The organism is Hyalangium minutum (genome assembly GCF_000737315.1).
Taxonomy (GTDB): Bacteria; Myxococcota; Myxococcia; order Myxococcales; family Myxococcaceae; genus Hyalangium; species Hyalangium minutum.
Window position 1 is genome coordinate 204251 of record NZ_JMCB01000009.1, and the last position, 16484, is coordinate 220734.

Consider the following 16484-nt stretch of genomic DNA (forward strand, 5'->3'; position numbering starts at 1 on the left):
ACTCTACGCGCCTTGGTAGAATCGCGCCCATGCCTGACATGCGGGCGTTGCAGGGGAAGATGCGCTGGGTGCTCTCGCACCGGTTGGGGCCTCTGGCGCTGGCCCTGCTGGTGGGATGCAGCAGTTCCACGCGGATCCTGCGCCTGGAGGCGGAGCAGCCCGAGCCCATCGTCCACATTGCTCCCGGAGACCGAGCGCCCGTGCGAGTGGACAGCGCGGCCTTCCTGGAAGCCTTCTCCACGCATGCCTTGCAGGTGCAGCCTGCCCCACAACCGCTCCAGCAAGCGCAGCGCTTGTGGCTGCTCCCCTCTCGAAGCGCTCCCTACGCCACTGCGCGCAGCCGCCTGGGCCTCGTCTCCGTGAATACTCAAGAGGACATGCCTCGGGGTCACCTGCTTCCAGAGACCTCTGCAGCGGAGGGCTCCATTTCGCGTGATTATGGCCTGTGGTGCGAGAGCCGCTCCCTGCCTCTGGACTGCCTTCAGCTACTGGACGGGGGAGCACTGCTGAGCCATGACGGCAAACGCGCCCTGGCCCTGCACTTCGCCCTGACCTCCCTCTGGCTGGAGACGAAAGACGCGCTGGAGCAGATGGTGGACCCGTTGGCGATTCAGACCACCCTCGTCTCCGCCATGACGATGTACCTCATGCTCTGGGTTCTTCCCGAGCCTCTCTCCAAGGGCATCGCTGCGGCCATGACCGTGGCCCTTATTGGCTACCTGGGCTTCGACACTGTCTGGAGCCTGTTCCAAGGGTGGGCCCTGCTGGTCGAGGACGTGGACAAGGCCACCTCCTTCGACCAGGTACGGGATGCCGGACGCCGGTTCAGCAGAGTGCTGGGGCCCAACGCCGCCCGTGTCTTCGCCATGCTCTTCACTGTCGCCGCAGGCAACACGGCGGCCGGCTTTGCCTCCAAGCTGCCCTCCCTACCCGGCGCGCCTCAGGCAACCCTGGCAGTTGCAATCCCTGGAGGTACCCCTCTCTCCCTCGCGGCCGCGGTGGACTCCGTCACCGTCTCCGCCTCAGGCGCCACCCTCGTCCTGGCACCTGGCGCCGTGGCCATGGCCAGCTCGGGCGACACGACCGTCTACATCTCGAGAAACGGAGGACAACTCCAATACGTAGGCATCACGAACGACCTTGCACGGCGCGCAGCGGAGCAACTCCGCGAGAAGGGAATCCACATTGAAGACCTGATGAATAATCTCTCAAGAGAGGATGCTCGTGCCGTCGAACAAGTCCTCATCGAGATCCATGGTCTTCAGAAGAATGGCGGTACTCTTCTGAACCGCATCAACAGCATTGCTCGCTCAAACCCCAAGTACGCCCGCGCGCTGCGTCGAGGCAAAGAACTCCTCAAGACCCTCAAGAATGGGGACCAATTGGAATGACCGGCTCGCGCAAAAAAGCGAAGTTCGGAGACATCGCCGAAGTTCGCACGCCTCGAGGGCTCGCCTATGTGCAGTACACCTCCAAGCATCCGAGATACAGCGATACCATCCGTGTGCTTCCTGGGCTTTTCAAGATACGCCCTTCTAACGACGAACTCGCTGCGCTCGCAACCCAAGAAGGGTACTTCGTCTTCTATCTTGTGAGCCTCGCCGTCAAACATGGGCTTGTGGAGATCATCGGTCATTACCCGATCCCCGTAGGGCTCGATGCTCCAGCCAAGCTGCTGAGAGTCGGCTTCATCGCGCCCGGGGGAAAAGTCATGACCTGGGTTCTTCTCGAAGGCGCTAAGGAGACTCTCATCAAGAGAGAGCTCTCTCCCGAGGAGAAACGCCTCTCTCGCGCTTCTATGTGGAACCACGAGTATCTGGTGCAGCGCCTGGCAGAGCAGTGGCGGCCTGAACATGAGCATGAGCCACGCCCGCCCGCTCCCGTGACCAGCACGCCGCCGGAACCTTCGGGACAAGCGGAAGCGCCCCCCACCGCGTCCTCCGCCACCACTCCGCTGCGCATGAGCCACTACCTCTACTTCCCTCTCACCAAGGACGGTAAAGCCGTCGCTGCAGAACTGCGTCGCCGTGGCTTCGAAATCGAGAGCCGCAAAGGCGCCGATGGTGTGAACTGGCTCGTCCTCGTCCACCACACCCTCTCCTCCTCCGAGGATGAGGCCGCGCTCACCGTCCGCGACGAACTGGAGCGCCTCGCCCAGCAACACTCCGGCGAGTATGACGGCTCGGAGACCGCGCTCCCGGAGTGAATGTGGCAGCGCCCCTTGGTAGAATCCCGCCCATGCCTGACATGCTGGCCATCATCAGCAAGGCGGTCTTCGAGAAGGAGGCTGCCGGCCTCAAGCCTGGGGACGTCCTTCCCCTCGACCGGTACCGCAGCGCGAGCCGCCACCTCGATCCCTTGAAGTCCGGCGGCCGCCTCTTCCTCGTCACCGTGCGCCCTCCGAAGGAGGCGCTCTGGTGGGTGGCCGTCCTCGAAGGCCTCAAGTTCCAGGACGAAGAGTGGCGCGCTACGCCCAACCGCATCCCCATCACCGACATCACCCGCCTCATCCCAAAGCTCCGCTTCGAGTCCGGCAAAGGCATCACCGCCGCCAAGGGCGCCCTGGGCATGTCTCTCCAGACGCCCCGCGTCCTCGCCGCTGAGGACCTCGCGCTGCTCCTGCCCTCCGGCAACAACGGCCCCGCCGAGGCCCCCGCCCCCGCAGGCCCCATCAACCTCACCGCCCACGAGCCGGACTCGCCCCTGCCTTGCCTGTGCAAGCGCTGCCTGCCCAAGGCCCCCGAGCGGGCCCAAGCCAAGGGTATGGCGTTCACCCGCGCCCACGTCGAAGCCGCGGACCGCGTCCTCCACTACTGGCTCCCCGATGAGCTGCTGCACGACGCCGCCCGCGTCTCCCAATCCGTGCTCGGAGCCCTGCACGCCCGGCTCTAACGCCCTCCCGCACGCTCACACCCGGTACTCCACGAAGGCCTCCCGGCACGCGGGCCCCGCAGCCACCCACATCGTCCTCCGCGCGGGCGCCATCACCACCGCCGCCTTCGTCGCCATGGGCATCGCCCCAGGCGCCACGGGCTCGTCATGGCGGCACAGCCGCCCACCCGGATTGCCGTGGTCGGCCAGGAACCCCATCAGCCGCTCCGGCGTCAACCGCCCGTAGTCCGCGTCGATGAGCTCGCGCAGCTTCTGTGCGCGGCCATGAGTGCACGGCACGAAGTGGTGCGTCACATCCAACGCCTGAAGCCGCTCCGCCTGGTAGTGATTCGCGTGCACGAGCACTCCCCGCTCGGGCTCCAACACCGCCCGGTCGTCATACGTGCTCTCCAGTCCCAGCACCCGCCCCGCGGCATCCCCCAGCAGATACGCCCCGAAGCCCCGCGCCACTCCCGCCAACACCTCCATGGCCGCGCGCAGGCCCGGCTGCCGCATCGCCCGAGGCAAGTAGACCCCCAGCGGCACGAGCGACTGGCACGGCTGCGGCGCGACGATCGTCAGGTTGGAGCAATTGGCGAACCCCTCACTGCTCAGGTGGTAGTACGGCGCGCACCCCAGGCACAGCGACAGCAGCGAGCGCCCATCCGGATAGCGCACCCGGATCAGATCCACCGTGGCCTCCGGGTTCCAGTCCACGTTCTGGCCCACCAGCGTCTGCCCATCCGCCGTGGCCGGGCCCGTCACCGCGAACGAGGTGCACATACCGCCGATCTGCTGGTAGTTGATGGCCACCTCGAGCATGCACTGGAGCGCGAAGGCCTCCTCGTATGGGATGGCTGCCCCTTCCGCCTGGCCTCGGATGAGCTCCAGCGCCTCCGGATCGAAGGCCCGAACGTTGGCCTCCAGCTTCATCGCCGTCCCTACCACCGCCGCCCGCGAGGCCTGGAAGGGCCCCTCGGCCAGCCCCCGGAAGAGCGCCTCTACCGAGGCCCGGAAGCTCCCCCGGCACCCCTCTCCCCACTGTTGGCCGATCTGCCGGGCGGTTCCCTGGCACTCCACGATCTGCAGCTTGCGCGTCGTCATGCGCCGGAAGCTACGTCCCTGCCTCCCCTCTCCGCTTGAACGAATCCGACACGCGGAGCTTCAGCGCCCCGCGCGGAACTCGCTCGGCGCACGGCCCATGAGCGCCCGGAACTCCCGCGTCAGGTGGGCATGATCCGCATAGCCACTCTCGGCCGCCAACTCGGCCAGCGAGCCTGCCTGCCCCGAGCCCAGTCCCGCCAGGACCCTCTGCAGGCGCTGGATCCTCCGGAACGTCCTCGGAGACAGCCCCAGCCGTTCCTGAAAAGCACGCTCCAGGGTGCGCTCGCTGAGGTGGAGCGCCTCTGACAGCTCGGCCACTCCTGGCGTCTCACCGCGCGCAGCGAGATGGCGCCAAGCCCGATCAAACGTATCCAGGGGCGGCCACTTCGCTCGCGCCAGCGCCGCCCCCAGCCGCACCCAGCGCTGCTCCATCGAACCGGCGCGAGACAATTGCTCGCCCAAGGCCTCCACCGGCACGCCTCCCACCTCCCACAGCTCCACGGCGCGATCCACCAATTCCGCCGGGTGCGCGTCCACCAGCCGCGGCATGGCCCCCGGGTGAAAGTGGACGACCGCATAGGTGCACCGCGCCTGCGTGGAGATCCTCGTCAGCCGCGTCACTGGCCCGTACACCCACGCCCGGAACCCCGTCTCCGACAGCTCGACGAGCAGATCTCCATTGGCGTCCGGGGCCACCTCATGCACCCGGGCCTGCGCGGACTCGGCAGGCTGCCAGAGCAGGAACTCGACGCGATCCTTCCAAGGCGCGGGAGGCCGCCCCCACTGGATACGGGCATCGGGTTTTGTCGTGGCCGGCATGGCGCTTCCTCCCTGGGCCCATTCTCCTCCATCTTGCGTCCCGCCGAGAGCCCCTCCCCGCCCGCCCCCGCCGCTTTTCAGCTACGAGGCCCGCCGAATCGACGGCCGGGCCGCGTTCGTCAGCTCCAACTGCTTGGCGCGGTAGAGCTTCTCCAGATCGCTCCGCTCCTGGTCGGTGATGCGCCCGCCCGCGCGGGCCTCCTTGATGGACATCCCCACCTTGCGCAGCGACCGCGCATCCCGCGCCCCAGCAATCCCCCGGGCCAGGTTGCTCCCCTCGCCCCACGTGAGCGGCACCTGAGGGGTGACCGGCTCGCTCTTGCCCGGGCCGAAGTCGAACGACGGGCCGGGCTCGGCCACTGCCAGCGCCGGAGCAGCCTCGGAGGCCCCCTCCGCACGCGACGCCGAGCCGCTGCCGAGGTCCAGCGAGAAGTCTTCCACGTCCTGGGTGAACATGTCCGAGCACCGCGCCAGAGCGATGGCCCCATCCACCTGGGCCCGCTTCTTCGCCATCTTCAGGATCGTGTTGTCCAGATCCGCGATGTCCTCGTTCACCACCCGGCCCACCGTCTGGCTGGTGATGCGCTCGTCCGTCGCCACGTACTTCTCGCCGCAGCCGCCCTTCTTCTTGAAGCACACCCAGCCGCCGCCGTACTCGCTCTTGCCCTGGATGATCGCGTCCTTGCTGCAGGCCGGGCACTTGCGGTGCGCCAGACGCCAGCGGAACCGGCTCTCGCGGCTGTTGGCCGAGCCGTAGCCCTCCGCCAGCACCGCTCCCAAGTCCCGGCTGATGATGCGGCAGCGGAACGTGTACTTGAAGAAGCCCGTCTCGAAGTCCTCGTGGCAGAACTCCGGCACCAGGGTGAACTCGGGCGTGCAGCTGAACAGATCGATCAGCTTCTCCGCGCCGGGCTTGAGCAGCGTGGGCTTCTCCGAGCCCAGGATGCGCCCGTAGTCCGTCCCCTCCACCATGCACTGCTTCACATACTGGGAGAGGAACTGGTGCTGCTCCCGCTCCTCCCTCAGCAACTCAGCCGAGAGCTGCGCGCGGCGAGGAGCCGGCATCCCTGTTTCGCTGCGAACCATCTCGCCTTGCATGGTGTCCTCCGTCCCAATGCACTTAGGTTTAATGCAGGGGTCTGACGTTCACGCTCTCGGTAGGATCGCCATGGCCCTCAGGCGTGGCGCCTCACGCCTCTCTGAGGCTCCAAGTCCTCGGAAAAACAGAGTAGGAGGCCTCTCCATGCCTGCTCGCCCGCTTGCTCGACGTGTCCTGGCCGTCGCCCTGCTCGGAGCCCTCGCCACCCCCGCGTGCCGGACGATGAGGGAGGCCAGGGAGGACGTGGAGATCACTCTCCTGTCCATGGCCGACTACCACTCGCACGCCGTGCCCTTGTATTCCGAGGGCCAGCATGACCAAGCCGGCATCGCCCGCGTGGTGGCCTACCTCCAGGAGGCTCGGAAGCGCCCCAACACGCTCGTGGTGTCCGGCGGGGACACGATGAACCTGGGCACCCCCACCTGGAGCGACGAGTACCACTGCATCGAGTGGGCTTGGCTCAATGGGCTGGTGGACGTCATGGCCGTGGGCAACCACGATCTCGACTATGGCGCGGACGAGTTCCTCCGCTGCATGGGCACCGCGAACTACCCCGTCATCAGCTCCAACCTCGTGGGGAGCGATGGCACCCCACTGCTGAAGCCCAGCGGCAAGCCCTACGTCGTCCGCGAGGTGCAGGGCGTGCGCATCGGCTTCTTCGCCCTCGGTGGCCCGGACTTCCCCGCGCTCGTGCGCGCCGATCGCATGCCCGCAGGCTCCTCCTGGAAGGATCCTCTCGCCGCAGCCCAGGACACCGTGAAGACCCTGCGCGAGGTGGAGAAGGTCAATGCCGTGGTCTTCATCGGCCACGAGCACCGCCAGGACGACGAGGCCATGGCCAGGGCTGTCACTGGGATCGATCTGATCTTCGGCTCGCACTCGCACCAGAAGAACGAGCTGGTCCAGTTGCCGGACAGCTCCACCTGGTTCATCTCTCCGTACCAGTACGGCGCCTACCTGGGAGAGGTGCGGCTGCGCTTCCGCGAGGGCTCGTTGCAGCAAGTGTCAGGCGAGCTCGTGAAGCTGGATGAGACGCGCCCACAGGCCCCCGCTACGAAGGCCCAGGTGGATGAGCTGCAGCGCCAGCTCGTCGCCAAGCGGCCGGAGCGCTTCAGGGTACTCGGCCAGGCGCAGGTGGAGCTGAGCGACGCGAACCTCAACTCTGGCGAGTGCGTACTCGGCAACTGGGCCACCGAGGTGCTCCGCAAGGCAGCCCGTGCGCACATCTTCTTCTCCACCGCCTCCAGCTTCCGCGCGGGCATTCCTCCGGGCGACATCACCGTGGAGACCTTCTACACGGCCATCCCCTACAAGAACGAAGTCGTCACCGCGGACGTCACCGGGGAGCAACTCCGCGCTTGGGTGGAGCTGAGCGTGGCCAAGCGGGGCTCGGACGCGTTCAGCCAGCAGACGGGCGTGCGCTACCGCGTGGTGGACGGCAAGCCCACGGACCTCCAAGTGCTCCAGGATCCCGCCCGCCCCGAGCGGGGCTACACGGCGCTGGTGCCGAGCGCCACCTACCGGCTGAGCACCAGCAACTTCCAGGCGCTCGTGGCCGCGGGATACAAGGAGCTGTTCGCCACCTTCTCCCATCCGGTGCGCACGGGGATGGATGCGCACGCGCTGCTCATCCAGGCCCTCCAGGCCGCTCCCATCACCGCCACCCTGGATGGCCGCACCGGCGGAGGCTGAGCGCCCGCGCAGTGGTCCGGCTCGGCGCCCCGGTGGTAGGGTGCGCGCCCCATGGCCAAGTCCCCCTGCCCCGTGTCCCTGCCCCAGTTCCTCGAGAAGGCCGAGCCCCTCAAGGTCGTCATCAACGGCCAGGAGATGCTCGCCGAAGTGAAGTCGTTCTCCACCGGCTCGTTTGGCTGGTACATCAATGGAAAGACGACCGTCACCGTCGACGGCAAGCTGCTCTCGGTGCAGATCGGCATGAACCTGACCGTCGTCGGCTCGAAGGAAGCCCCGCGCGAGTAGGCTCCGGCCGCCTCAGCGCCGGAACAGCCCGAGCAACCGCTGGAAGAACCCCTGCCGCGGCTTGTCCTGAGGCGCAGCGGTGGGGGGCTCCTCCTTCTGCTCCGTCTGTTCTTTCTCCACCGCCCGGACCACTCCGCAGATCTTCCCCTCCGAGATGATCAGCGGCGTGGTCGAGATGGGCTCCGAGGCGTTCTTGGCATGCTCGGCGGCCAGAATGGCCATCAGCCCATTCATCAACTGCGGCGATCGCACATCCCCGATGAACAGCAGCCCCTTGCGTGGCACTCCGGCCACGAGCAGCGGGGTCTTCAGCCGCTCGTGCATGCCGCGCAGGAACTCCCCATCCAGGAGCTTCTCCGCGGCGAAGTAGCTGCCCGAGACCACGAAGAGCTTCCCCTCGGTCTCGTCGATCTCCTGGACTTCGACCTCCACCTCCTTCAGCGTCTCCACCGCCTGCGCGTGCAGTGACTCCACCTCCAGCTCGCGCGTGCCGTCCTTCACGAAGATGGCGAACGAGTTCGGCATGTCCTCGCCATAGGCCATCAGCGGCACCTCGGCGGCCGTCTTCTCGCCCTCCAGCACCGGCCGGCACACCGTCTTGTCCCGGCCTGCCCAGTCCGGCGGCTTGAGCGTCAGGAGCACCCGCTTGGGCTGCTCCTTCCGGTTCAGATGGTCCTCGGCCATGCGCAGCAGGTGCACCAGACTGTCCCGCTCCCCGTTCTTCAGGAAGCGCTCGGCCCGGCCCACCGCGTTGATGCGCGGACTCGACTCTCCGCCCGGCGCCAGGTGAAAGATGAAGGGCAGCGTCGCCATGCCCTGCACCTCGATCCACCGGCCTCCACACCGGGTCCGCAACAGCTCTCCCGCCACGGCCGCCAGCGCCACCACCCGCGTCCAGTGGCCGATCTCATCATCTTCCGGGCCAGGCGCCCCCAGGTAGTCACGCTCCAACGCGACAAGGGACCTCTCCTCCACCGGCAAGTCCCGCTCGCGGAGCACCCGTCTCGCCAGCTTCCGGAACGCCTCGTCCGCCAGCTCCTCGGGAGTGCCCAGCACGCCCTCGTAGATGAGATCGTCGTCGTTCACCATGAGCCGGCCCCCGGCGGCCGTCACGACGCGCTGCAGGAAGTCGGGAGGCCGCTCGAAGCTGACATAGAGCACCCGGACGCCGCCCTCGCGCTCACCCATCTGCCGCGCGTTCAGCACCCGCGTCAGCGCGAAGAGGGTGGAGACCTCGGCCTCCTGCTGCACCTCCACGGTGGGGCGGTGGTCCGTCTGGTGGAAGGACTTCTTTCCGGTCCGGGGGTCCTGGGTGACCAGATCGATGCGATCGAGACTGCTGTACATCCATTCTCCAATGCATGAGCGAAATCGAAGTACCACCGCCCACGGCCCAAGCGGCTCAGTCGTCGAAGCCGCTCGAAGGGGGTCCCTCCTGCTCCGCTGGCTCCTCCGCCTCCTGGCCCTCGGAGGTCGTGGGATCCTCGATCAGCGAGGCCAGCCAGTGGAACATGGCCCATCCGCCCCCGAGCAAGAGGAGCCCTGCCCCAAAAAAGACGCCCACTTTGGTTCCAGGATCCATGCCTCACCTACACCTTTGGACCACCTTCTAATCTAGCCTAACCCCTCCGAGTCCGGGGAGAGGCCAGCCGAAGTCCAGCCTCTTCCAGGGATGGTGCTGGCCAGTAAACAGCGGGTGCGATAGACCGGGAGTGAATGCTCCGATACTCCGCCGACCGTCGAACCCTTCTGTGGTGCGCAGCGATGCCCGTGGTGGCGTTGTCCATGTACGCCAACCCAGGCCTCATCCCGTGGCTGTCCCCCCTGGCGTGCTACCTGGCGCTGTCGGCGGGAGTCATCGCCCACAACCACAACCACTGCCCCACCTTCACGAACCGGAAGCTGAACAACGCGTTCGGCATGTGGTTGTCCATCTTCTACGGGTACCCGACCTTCGCGTGGATCCCCACCCACAACCTGAACCACCACAAGTTCGTCAACAAGGCGGGGGACGCCACCATCACCTGGCGGTACACCAACAAGCACAACCTCTGGGTGGCCCTCACCTACTTCTTCGTCTCGTCCTACTTCCAGAGCGATCCGATCAAGGCCTTCATCCGCAAGGCGCGCACCAACAACCCCACCCTGTTCCGGCAGATCGTCACCCAGTACGTGGTGTGGGCCGGCACGCACGTGCTCCTGCTGGCGCTGGCCATGGTGCTACACGGGGTGTGGGCGGGCGCGCGGGTGTGGCTGTTCGCCTTCGCCATTCCGGCCGTGTTCGCGCTGTGGACGATCATGTTCTTCAACTACATCCAGCACGTGCACACGGATCCGTGGAGCGAGCACAACCACAGCCGCAGCTGGACGGGGAAGGCCATCAACTTCTTCCTCTTCAACAACGCGCTCCACGCCGCGCACCATGAGATGCCCGGCGCCCACTGGAGCACGCTGCGCGAGGCCCACGCCCGCATCGAGCCGGAGATCCACCCCGAGCTCAAGCCGCGCTACTTCTTCCCGTGGTGCTTCGCCAACTACGTGCTGGCGCCCGTCCTCCCCCGTTTCGGCACACAGCAGGTCGGCCGCCCCCCCTTCTCCCCGCCCAGCGGAGAGAAGGCGGAGGTGGCCTTCGGCGACGAGCTGGATGCCGTGGAGTCCGGCGTCAACGCCGCGCGCGTGTAGGCCGCGGCGCCGAGCGGCCGCTCACCTCAGCGAGGGCGGCCGCTTCGCCGGGACGCACCGCAGCTGCGTCGGGTCACACACAGTGGAGAAGTCGGGGTTGATGCCGCCGGCATTCGCGCAGATGCCGTTGTCCGGCTCCCCCGCCTCGTTGGCGCAGTCCACGTCTCCCGGCCACATGCCCCACACCTCGTACTCCGCCGTACACCCGTCCTCGGTGTACGTCAGGTCCGCCACCATCTGAGTGCCCGGCGCCAGCGGAAGCGCGAGGATCCGCACGTTGCTCCACGCGTAGGTGATGCTCGTGGCGGGCAGGTCCGCGGTGGCGGGCGCCTGCTTCTCCGCCGTGCCCACCGTGGCCGAGCAGAAGCCCTCCGCGTCCGCCTCCTTCGCCAGCGCGCCGATGGAGTACGCCAGCCGCTCCGGATCCCGCTCGTCCAGCGCCACGAGCGTGGCCGGCTTGATGGACAGCTGCTCCTCGCCCGTGGGCGTGGAGAACTTCTGGATGCCGAGCTGCTCGCCGGCCTTCACCGGACAGCTGCTCGGGCCCTTGGGCTTGTAGGTGACAGCCCAGGTGAGGCTCTGCACCGGACAGCCAATGGGCGGCTGCTCCGTCTCACAGGCCGCCATCAGCGAGGCGGCCACCAGCATTCCAAGGAGTCGTCGATTCATGGGAGAAACCTTTCCAAGGTGCAGCGCGACTAGAACGACACCCGGGCGCCGAAGCGGAACGAGCGCGGCGCCTGATACGCGGTGGGCTTGCCGAAGTTCTTGTTGATGGCCTCGTCGGGGATCGGCTCCTCCGTCTCGGCGTCCAGCACCTTGCCGGGCAGATCCGCCCGCGTGCCGCCCACGATGGGCAGCACCGGCGAGTACGTGTAGTTCTGGTCGTACGCCGTGGCCGTCTGGAAGTTGAACACGTTGAACACATCCAGGCTCACCGAGGCCGTGATGTCCTTCGCCAGCTGGTAGTTGACCGCCAGGCGGCTGTCGAAGCGGTTCACCCAGGGCAGCCGGCCCGCGGTGCCGCGCGGCAGGATGTAGGCCTGCCCCGCGCCGTAGTCCACGTGCGCCCCCAGGTAGCTCAGCGGCGTGCCCGAGCTTCCCCGGTACGACAGGCCCAGGTTCAGGCTCAGCCCCGGCCGCAGCACGAACTCGCGCGCGCCGAACGCCTTGAGCTGGTGCGTCCGGTCCGCTGGCAGCAGGCCGCTCCGGTTGGGCAGCAGCGACACCAGGTCGAAGTCCGAGTTGATGTTCGGATCCAGCTGGCCGGTGTCCGAGCGGAACAGCCCCTCGTAGTTACCGTAGAGCCGCGACCACGTGTAGCTCACCTGCGCCAGCCACAGGTTGGAGAAGTTCTTCTGGAAGAAGAGCGTCATCCCATCGTAGTTGCGCTTCGGCTTCACGAAGTCCTTGGCGAAGCCGTAGCCCGGGTTGCCGATGAAGTACGTGGCGCCGTCATCGCGGCTCATGTCCTCGATGGCGATGTTCAGCGTGCGCCGCGTGTACGACAGGCCCACGCGCGCGTTGGCGATCACCTCGTACTCGCCGCCCACGGTGAACTCGTCCGTGGACTGGGGCTTGATGGCCGGATCCACGATGGTGGCGCCCGCGCCCACCGTGCTCCAGAGGGCGTTGGCGTCCAGCGGATCCTGATCGCGCAGGCGCACCTCGTCGCTCTGGCAGATACCGCGCTGCTGCTCCGGATCCCTCGGGTCGCACTTGGTGGCGTCCTTGCTCGAGCGCACGCCCGGCTCGCCTGGGAACGAGCGGTCCACCATGTCCAGCGGCACGCTCTCGTAGTACCGCGCATAGCTGCCGAAGATCTTCATGCGGCCCGTGCGCGTCGGATCCACAATGAGGCCCAGCCGCGGAGACCACTGGTACGGCAGCACCAGTGCCGTCTTCCCGCCGCCGACGAGCTGCTGCGTGTCGTAGCGCAGGCCCAGGTTCAGCGTGGCCGTGTTGTCCAGCATCGTCCAGCTGTCCTGGACGAACGCGCCCGCGGCGTTGGACTTGGACAGCGGACTCTGCGAATCCTGGATCATCACCTGATCCGGCGCCACCAGGTAGCCGTACTGGCGGTAGTCGTAGAAGTAGTCCCCCTCGTCCGACTCGATGAGCACCGTGCGGCCCGTCACCGAGCGGGTGTGGTCGTAGACCATCTGCTCCAGATCGATACCGGCCTTGAAGACGTGCTGGCCCGCGGCGTTCACCAGGTAGGTGCCCACCGCCTTGGCCTGGTAGCGATCCAGCGTCGCGTCATCCAGGCGGCCTGGGCCACCCGTCAGGTACGAGAGCACCGGGCACAGCGTGGAGATCGCCGGGTTGGGCGAGTCGCACACGGACGGATCCTGCAGGGACTCGAACTCGGTGATGGAGTGCTGCGAGGGCGTGGTCCGCTGCCAGGTGACGTTGGAGATGCCCGCCAGCCCCTCCATGGTGCCGCCCTGCGTGCCGTCCGAGGCGCGCACCGAGAGCTTCTGGTGATGCCAGCCCACCGTGGCGTTGAAGAGCAGCCGCTTCTCCAGGAACGAGGAGGACCACTTGAGGCTGGTGTCCAGGCTGCTGTTGCTGCGCTGGGTGGCGATGGCGCCGTACTCACCCGAGATGCGATCCACCTCGGGCGCGCCCGTGCGCTCGCTGATGGAGAACTTGCCCGAGCCTCCCGACGACGAGGGAGAGCCCGTCACCGTCACCGCCACGTTGTGGTCCGCGTTGAGCAGATAGGTGAGCTTGCCGATGTACTGGAACGTCTTCTGATCCGCGAAGTAGAACTTCTGCGTGCCCTCGATGGGCCGCGTCTGCGTGAAGCCGCGCTCGTCCTGGGCGAGCTCGCCGTTCTCGCCCAGCACCAGGGCGTTGAGGTTGCGCTCCAGCTGGTAGCGCGTGAACGAGGGTGCCACGCCCACGTAGAACCAGAGCTTGTCCTTGAGGATGGGTCCGCCCAGCTCCGCGCCCACGTCGCCCAGGTTCCACAGAGAGGACCGGCCGGAGATGGTGCCCGCCTCCTGGCGGATCTCCGTGGGGCTGCCGCTGAGCCCTCCCGGGGAGAAGTTGCCGAACACCGAGCCGTGGAACTCGTTGGAGCCGGACTTCGTCACCGCGTTGACGACGCCGCCCGTGGAGCGGCCGTACTCCGGCAGGTAGCCGCCGCTGATGACGTTCACCTCGCCGATGAACTCCACGCTCAGCGGCGTGCCGTTGATACCGAAGCCTGGATCATTCACCGAGATACCGTCGACGATGTATTGGTTCTCGGGAGACGTGGCGCCGCTCACCGAGACACCGTAGGTGTCCGCGTTAGCGCCCGGGGCCAGCTCGGCCAGGGACTCGAAGGAGCGCGAGGCCGCCCCCTTCCCCGTCGGCGCCACCACGGCGATGTTCCGCACGAAGGACTCGCTGACGTTCACCCCCGAGGAGGTGGAGCCGATGTCCACCGTGGGGGCCTGCGCCACCACCTGGATCTCCTCGGTGAGCGCGGACTCGGGAATAAGCTCCACGTTGACACGCACCGAGTAGTCCAGCCGCAGGGCGATGTTCTCCCGGCTGTAGGGCTTGAAGGCCTCTTTCTCGAAGCGGAGCGTGTAGACGCCGGGGGGCAGCTGGGGGATGCGGTAGTTGCCGTCTTCATCCGTGACGACCGCCTGCTCACCCTGCAGCTTGGGAGACGTGGCCGTCACCACCACGTCGGCCACAGGGCGCTTCGTCACGGTGTCCGTCACATTGCCGAGCAACACCGAGGTGCCTTGAGCCAGGGCCTGGCTGCTCGCCAAACACAGGGCTAGCACCAACAGTCCGGCGCACCGGGGAGTCCTTCTCTCTGTCATGGGGTGTGTCTTGCCCGGGGGGTTATGCTGCTCTCCGCCGGGCTCCTCGCGGGGGCGTAAGAAATGTCCGCGCGCGGACAGAATCAAGTGTTGCGTTCAGTCAACACAGGGATCCCCTTAGTGCATGTGGGGTGAAGCGCCTGATACCTGGGGCTAGGCTGTAGCGGGGTACATCATGGCAAGCACTTCCTCCTCTGCGGCCCTCTCTGACTCATTCCGCTCCTCGGTTCCAGAAGGAACCTCCAGAAAACCCCGGTCGTGGATCCTGGACCGCCTGGACTCGCTGCTCTCGAAGGAGCTCCGGCAAGGCACGCCCTCGGCGCTGGTGCGCAACCGTGTCCTTGCGGGGAGCAGCGTCCTGCTGCTGCTGCTGGCCGTGATCAGCGTGGTGACGTTCCCCGAGCCCGGGCTGCGCATCGTCGTGGGCATCCTCTGCGTGCTCTATGGCTCCGCGACGGTGATGTTGAGGCGTGTGAAGTCCCACCTGCTCCCGGCGAGCATCTTGTGCGCCGCCTCGTTCGTGGGAGGCGGGACGTTGCTCGTCATGCTGCGGGATGGGGCGCCCTACTTTGGGACGCACGCGGGGCTGATGCTGCAGCCCGCGCTGGCAGTCTACCTGCTGGGCGCGCGGCGGGGACTCTTCGTGGCGCTCGCCTGGGTCTGTGTGTCGCTGCTCTTCCCGTTCTATTACACGCAGTTCGGCCAGGGCGCGAGGGGGCTGGCGGACATGCTCCTGTGGCCGCTCTACTTCTGCGCCGCCTTCTCCTTCTTCAGCTCCTGGGGGCTGGGCTCGCTGCACAGCTCCGCGCTCACCGAGGCCCAGGGCACCATCGAGCGCACGCTGAAGGAGCTGCGCGACAGCGAGAACCACCTGTCCAGCCTCATCGAGAGCACGGATGATCTGGTGATCTCCCTGGACACCGAAGGGCGGATGGTGACCGCCAACACCGCGGCGAAGCGGGTGTGCCAGAAACTCTTCGGCCAAGCGCCCGTGGTGGGCCATTCCTTCTTCCCTGAGCACCTCGGCGAGATGCGGGAGCTCTGGGAGCAGCGGCTGTCCCTGGCGCTCGCCGGACAGCGCCAGCGCTACGAGGAGGAGCAGGAGCTCGACGGTGTCCACATGACGTTCGACATCAGCGTCAACCCCATCCACGACACCGAGGGACGCATCAAGGGCGTCACCGTCTTCGCCCGGGACATCACCGCGCGCAAGGAGGCGGAGCTGCGGCTGGGAGAGATGCACCGAACCCTGGTGGACGTGTCCCGCCAGGCAGGCATGGCGGAGATTGCCACCGGCGTGCTGCACAACGTGGGCAACACCCTCAACAGCGTCAACGTCTCCACGACGCTCGTCATCGACAAGCTGCGCCAGTCCCGCCTCCCCGGGCTGTCCCGGGCCTGCGCTCTGATGGAGGAGCGCACCCCGGATCTGTGCCGGTTCCTCACAGAGGATCCCCAGGGCAAGCTGCTGCCCTCATACCTGTCCGCCCTGTCCGATCAGCTCCAGCAAGAGCACACCGCCGCGCTCAAGGAGCTGCGCTCGCTCAGCGACAGCATCGAGCACATGAAGTTCGTCATCAGCATGCAGCAGAAGTACGCGCGCACCGCTGGAACCTCGGAGGAGCTGTACGTGCCCCAGCTCATCGACGAGGCGCTGCGCCTGCACGCCGTCTCCTTCGAGAACCTGGGCATCCGCATCGAGCGCGACTACGCGGGTGTGCCCCCCGTGCTGCTCGACAGGCACCGGCTGCTCCAGATCCTGGTGAACCTGCTGAGCAATGCCCGAGACGCGCTCATCTCCAGCGGCACTCGGGAGAAGCGGCTGACCATTGGCATCCACCCCGCCTCCGAGAGCGGGCGCCTGCTGATCCAGGTGTCGGACAACGGCATCGGCATTGCCCCGGAGAACACGGCGCGCATGTTCACCCAGGGCTTTACGACGAAGAAGGACGGCCACGGCTTCGGCCTGCACATCAGCGCCCTGGCGGCCATGGAGATGAAGGGCCGGCTCACCTGCTCCAGCCCCGGACTGGGCCAGGGCGCCACCTTCACGCTGGAGCTGCCTACCGCCGCCGAGGCCCCCGCCGAGCGCGCCTTCGCCTGAC

At 67.1% G+C, this 16484-nt stretch carries 13 protein-coding genes; 7 read left to right on the plus strand and 6 right to left on the minus strand.

Going from position 1 to position 16484, the window contains the following annotated elements; translation table 11 throughout:
• The first annotated feature begins 29 nt into the window (after positions 1–29).
• The 3 genes from sitA5 to DB31_RS24620 are packed head-to-tail and all read left to right on the plus strand — an operon-like array spanning position 30 to position 2892.
• On the plus strand, positions 30–1391 hold the full coding sequence (sitA5, locus tag DB31_RS24610; RefSeq protein ID WP_052420207.1) for a SitA5 family polymorphic toxin: 1362 nt from the start codon (positions 30–32) through the stop codon (positions 1389–1391).
• Positions 1388–2206 (plus strand): ribonuclease E inhibitor RraB, encoded by an 819-nt coding sequence (locus DB31_RS48045; protein WP_083968648.1) that lies wholly within the window; start codon positions 1388–1390, stop codon positions 2204–2206. Before sitA5 ends, DB31_RS48045 begins: the two co-directional genes overlap by 4 nt.
• A 32-nt stretch (positions 2207–2238) precedes the next feature.
• Positions 2239–2892, plus strand: coding sequence for a hypothetical protein (locus DB31_RS24620; protein WP_044191858.1), 654 nt, complete (start codon positions 2239–2241; stop codon positions 2890–2892).
• A gap of 15 nt (positions 2893–2907) precedes the next feature.
• On the opposite strand, the gene DB31_RS24625 is transcribed toward DB31_RS24620, so the two are convergent.
• From DB31_RS24625 to DB31_RS24635, 3 genes are all read right to left on the minus strand, one after another.
• Positions 2908–3975 (minus strand): C45 family autoproteolytic acyltransferase/hydrolase, encoded by a 1068-nt coding sequence (locus DB31_RS24625; protein WP_044191859.1) that lies wholly within the window; start codon positions 3973–3975, stop codon positions 2908–2910.
• Positions 3976–4035: 60 nt separating this feature from the next.
• The gene (locus DB31_RS45145; RefSeq protein WP_052420208.1) at positions 4036–4794 is read right to left on the minus strand and encodes a helix-turn-helix domain-containing protein; all 759 of its coding nucleotides are present in this window, start codon (positions 4792–4794) and stop codon (positions 4036–4038) included.
• An 81-nt stretch (positions 4795–4875) separates the two neighbouring features.
• Positions 4876–5859, minus strand: coding sequence for a hypothetical protein (locus DB31_RS24635; RefSeq protein ID WP_169787090.1), 984 nt, complete (start codon positions 5857–5859; stop codon positions 4876–4878).
• Positions 5860–6037: 178 nt separating this feature from the next.
• Here DB31_RS24635 and DB31_RS24640 point away from each other — a divergent pair, with 178 nt between their 5' ends.
• Both DB31_RS24640 and DB31_RS24645 read left to right on the plus strand, forming a co-directional pair.
• On the plus strand, positions 6038–7585 hold the full coding sequence (locus DB31_RS24640) for a bifunctional metallophosphatase/5'-nucleotidase (protein WP_075306178.1): 1548 nt from the start codon (positions 6038–6040) through the stop codon (positions 7583–7585).
• 51 nt (positions 7586–7636) lie between these two features.
• Positions 7637–7870: a hypothetical protein gene (locus DB31_RS24645; protein WP_044191863.1), complete on the plus strand. Its 234-nt coding sequence runs from the start codon at positions 7637–7639 to the stop codon at positions 7868–7870.
• A 12-nt stretch (positions 7871–7882) separates the two neighbouring features.
• Here the strand turns inward: DB31_RS24645 and DB31_RS24650 are convergent, their stop codons facing one another.
• Positions 7883–9217, minus strand: a complete 1335-nt coding sequence (locus DB31_RS24650) for a DUF1444 domain-containing protein (protein ID WP_044191865.1) — start codon at positions 9215–9217, stop codon at positions 7883–7885.
• Positions 9218–9634: 417 nt separating this feature from the next.
• On the opposite strand from DB31_RS24650, the gene DB31_RS24655 reads away from it, so the two are divergent.
• Complete coding sequence (locus DB31_RS24655; RefSeq protein WP_240486866.1) at positions 9635–10552, plus strand: fatty acid desaturase family protein; 918 nt, start codon at positions 9635–9637, stop codon at positions 10550–10552.
• Between the two features lie 21 nt (positions 10553–10573).
• Here DB31_RS24655 and DB31_RS24660 read toward each other — a convergent pair whose 3' ends face one another.
• Together DB31_RS24660 and DB31_RS24665 are read right to left on the minus strand one after the other, a co-directional pair.
• Positions 10574–11221 carry a hypothetical protein gene (locus DB31_RS24660; protein ID WP_044191868.1) on the minus strand — a complete coding sequence of 216 codons (648 nt, stop codon included), beginning with the start codon at positions 11219–11221 and terminating at the stop codon, positions 10574–10576.
• A gap of 29 nt (positions 11222–11250) precedes the next feature.
• Positions 11251–14379, minus strand: a complete 3129-nt coding sequence (locus DB31_RS24665) for a TonB-dependent receptor (RefSeq protein WP_044191869.1) — start codon at positions 14377–14379, stop codon at positions 11251–11253.
• A gap of 175 nt (positions 14380–14554) precedes the next feature.
• Here DB31_RS24665 and DB31_RS45150 point away from each other — a divergent pair, with 175 nt between their 5' ends.
• On the plus strand, positions 14555–16483 hold the full coding sequence (locus tag DB31_RS45150) for a two-component system sensor histidine kinase NtrB (protein WP_052420210.1): 1929 nt from the start codon (positions 14555–14557) through the stop codon (positions 16481–16483).
• Position 16484 lies beyond the last annotated feature (1 nt).

Bases quoted from the DNA above. Each gene is read 5' to 3' on its own strand.
- DB31_RS24665 (WP_044191869.1), bottom strand. From the start codon at position 14,379: ATGACAGAGAGAAGGACTCCCCGGTGCGCCGGACTGTTGGTGCTAGCC.
- DB31_RS24640 (WP_075306178.1), top strand. From the start codon at position 6,038: ATGCCTGCTCGCCCGCTTGCTCGACGTGTCCTGGCCGTCGCCCTGCTC.
- DB31_RS48045 (WP_083968648.1), top strand. From the start codon at position 1,388: ATGACCGGCTCGCGCAAAAAAGCGAAGTTCGGAGACATCGCCGAAGTT.
- DB31_RS24620 (WP_044191858.1), top strand. From the start codon at position 2,239: ATGCCTGACATGCTGGCCATCATCAGCAAGGCGGTCTTCGAGAAGGAG.
- sitA5 (WP_052420207.1), top strand. From the start codon at position 30: ATGCCTGACATGCGGGCGTTGCAGGGGAAGATGCGCTGGGTGCTCTCG.
- DB31_RS24625 (WP_044191859.1), bottom strand. From the start codon at position 3,975: ATGACGACGCGCAAGCTGCAGATCGTGGAGTGCCAGGGAACCGCCCGG.
- DB31_RS45145 (WP_052420208.1), bottom strand. From the start codon at position 4,794: ATGCCGGCCACGACAAAACCCGATGCCCGTATCCAGTGGGGGCGGCCT.
- DB31_RS24645 (WP_044191863.1), top strand. From the start codon at position 7,637: ATGGCCAAGTCCCCCTGCCCCGTGTCCCTGCCCCAGTTCCTCGAGAAG.
- DB31_RS24655 (WP_240486866.1), top strand. From the start codon at position 9,635: ATGCCCGTGGTGGCGTTGTCCATGTACGCCAACCCAGGCCTCATCCCG.
- DB31_RS24660 (WP_044191868.1), bottom strand. From the start codon at position 11,221: ATGAATCGACGACTCCTTGGAATGCTGGTGGCCGCCTCGCTGATGGCG.
- DB31_RS24635 (WP_169787090.1), bottom strand. From the start codon at position 5,859: ATGCCGGCTCCTCGCCGCGCGCAGCTCTCGGCTGAGTTGCTGAGGGAG.
- DB31_RS45150 (WP_052420210.1), top strand. From the start codon at position 14,555: ATGGCAAGCACTTCCTCCTCTGCGGCCCTCTCTGACTCATTCCGCTCC.
- DB31_RS24650 (WP_044191865.1), bottom strand. From the start codon at position 9,217: ATGTACAGCAGTCTCGATCGCATCGATCTGGTCACCCAGGACCCCCGG.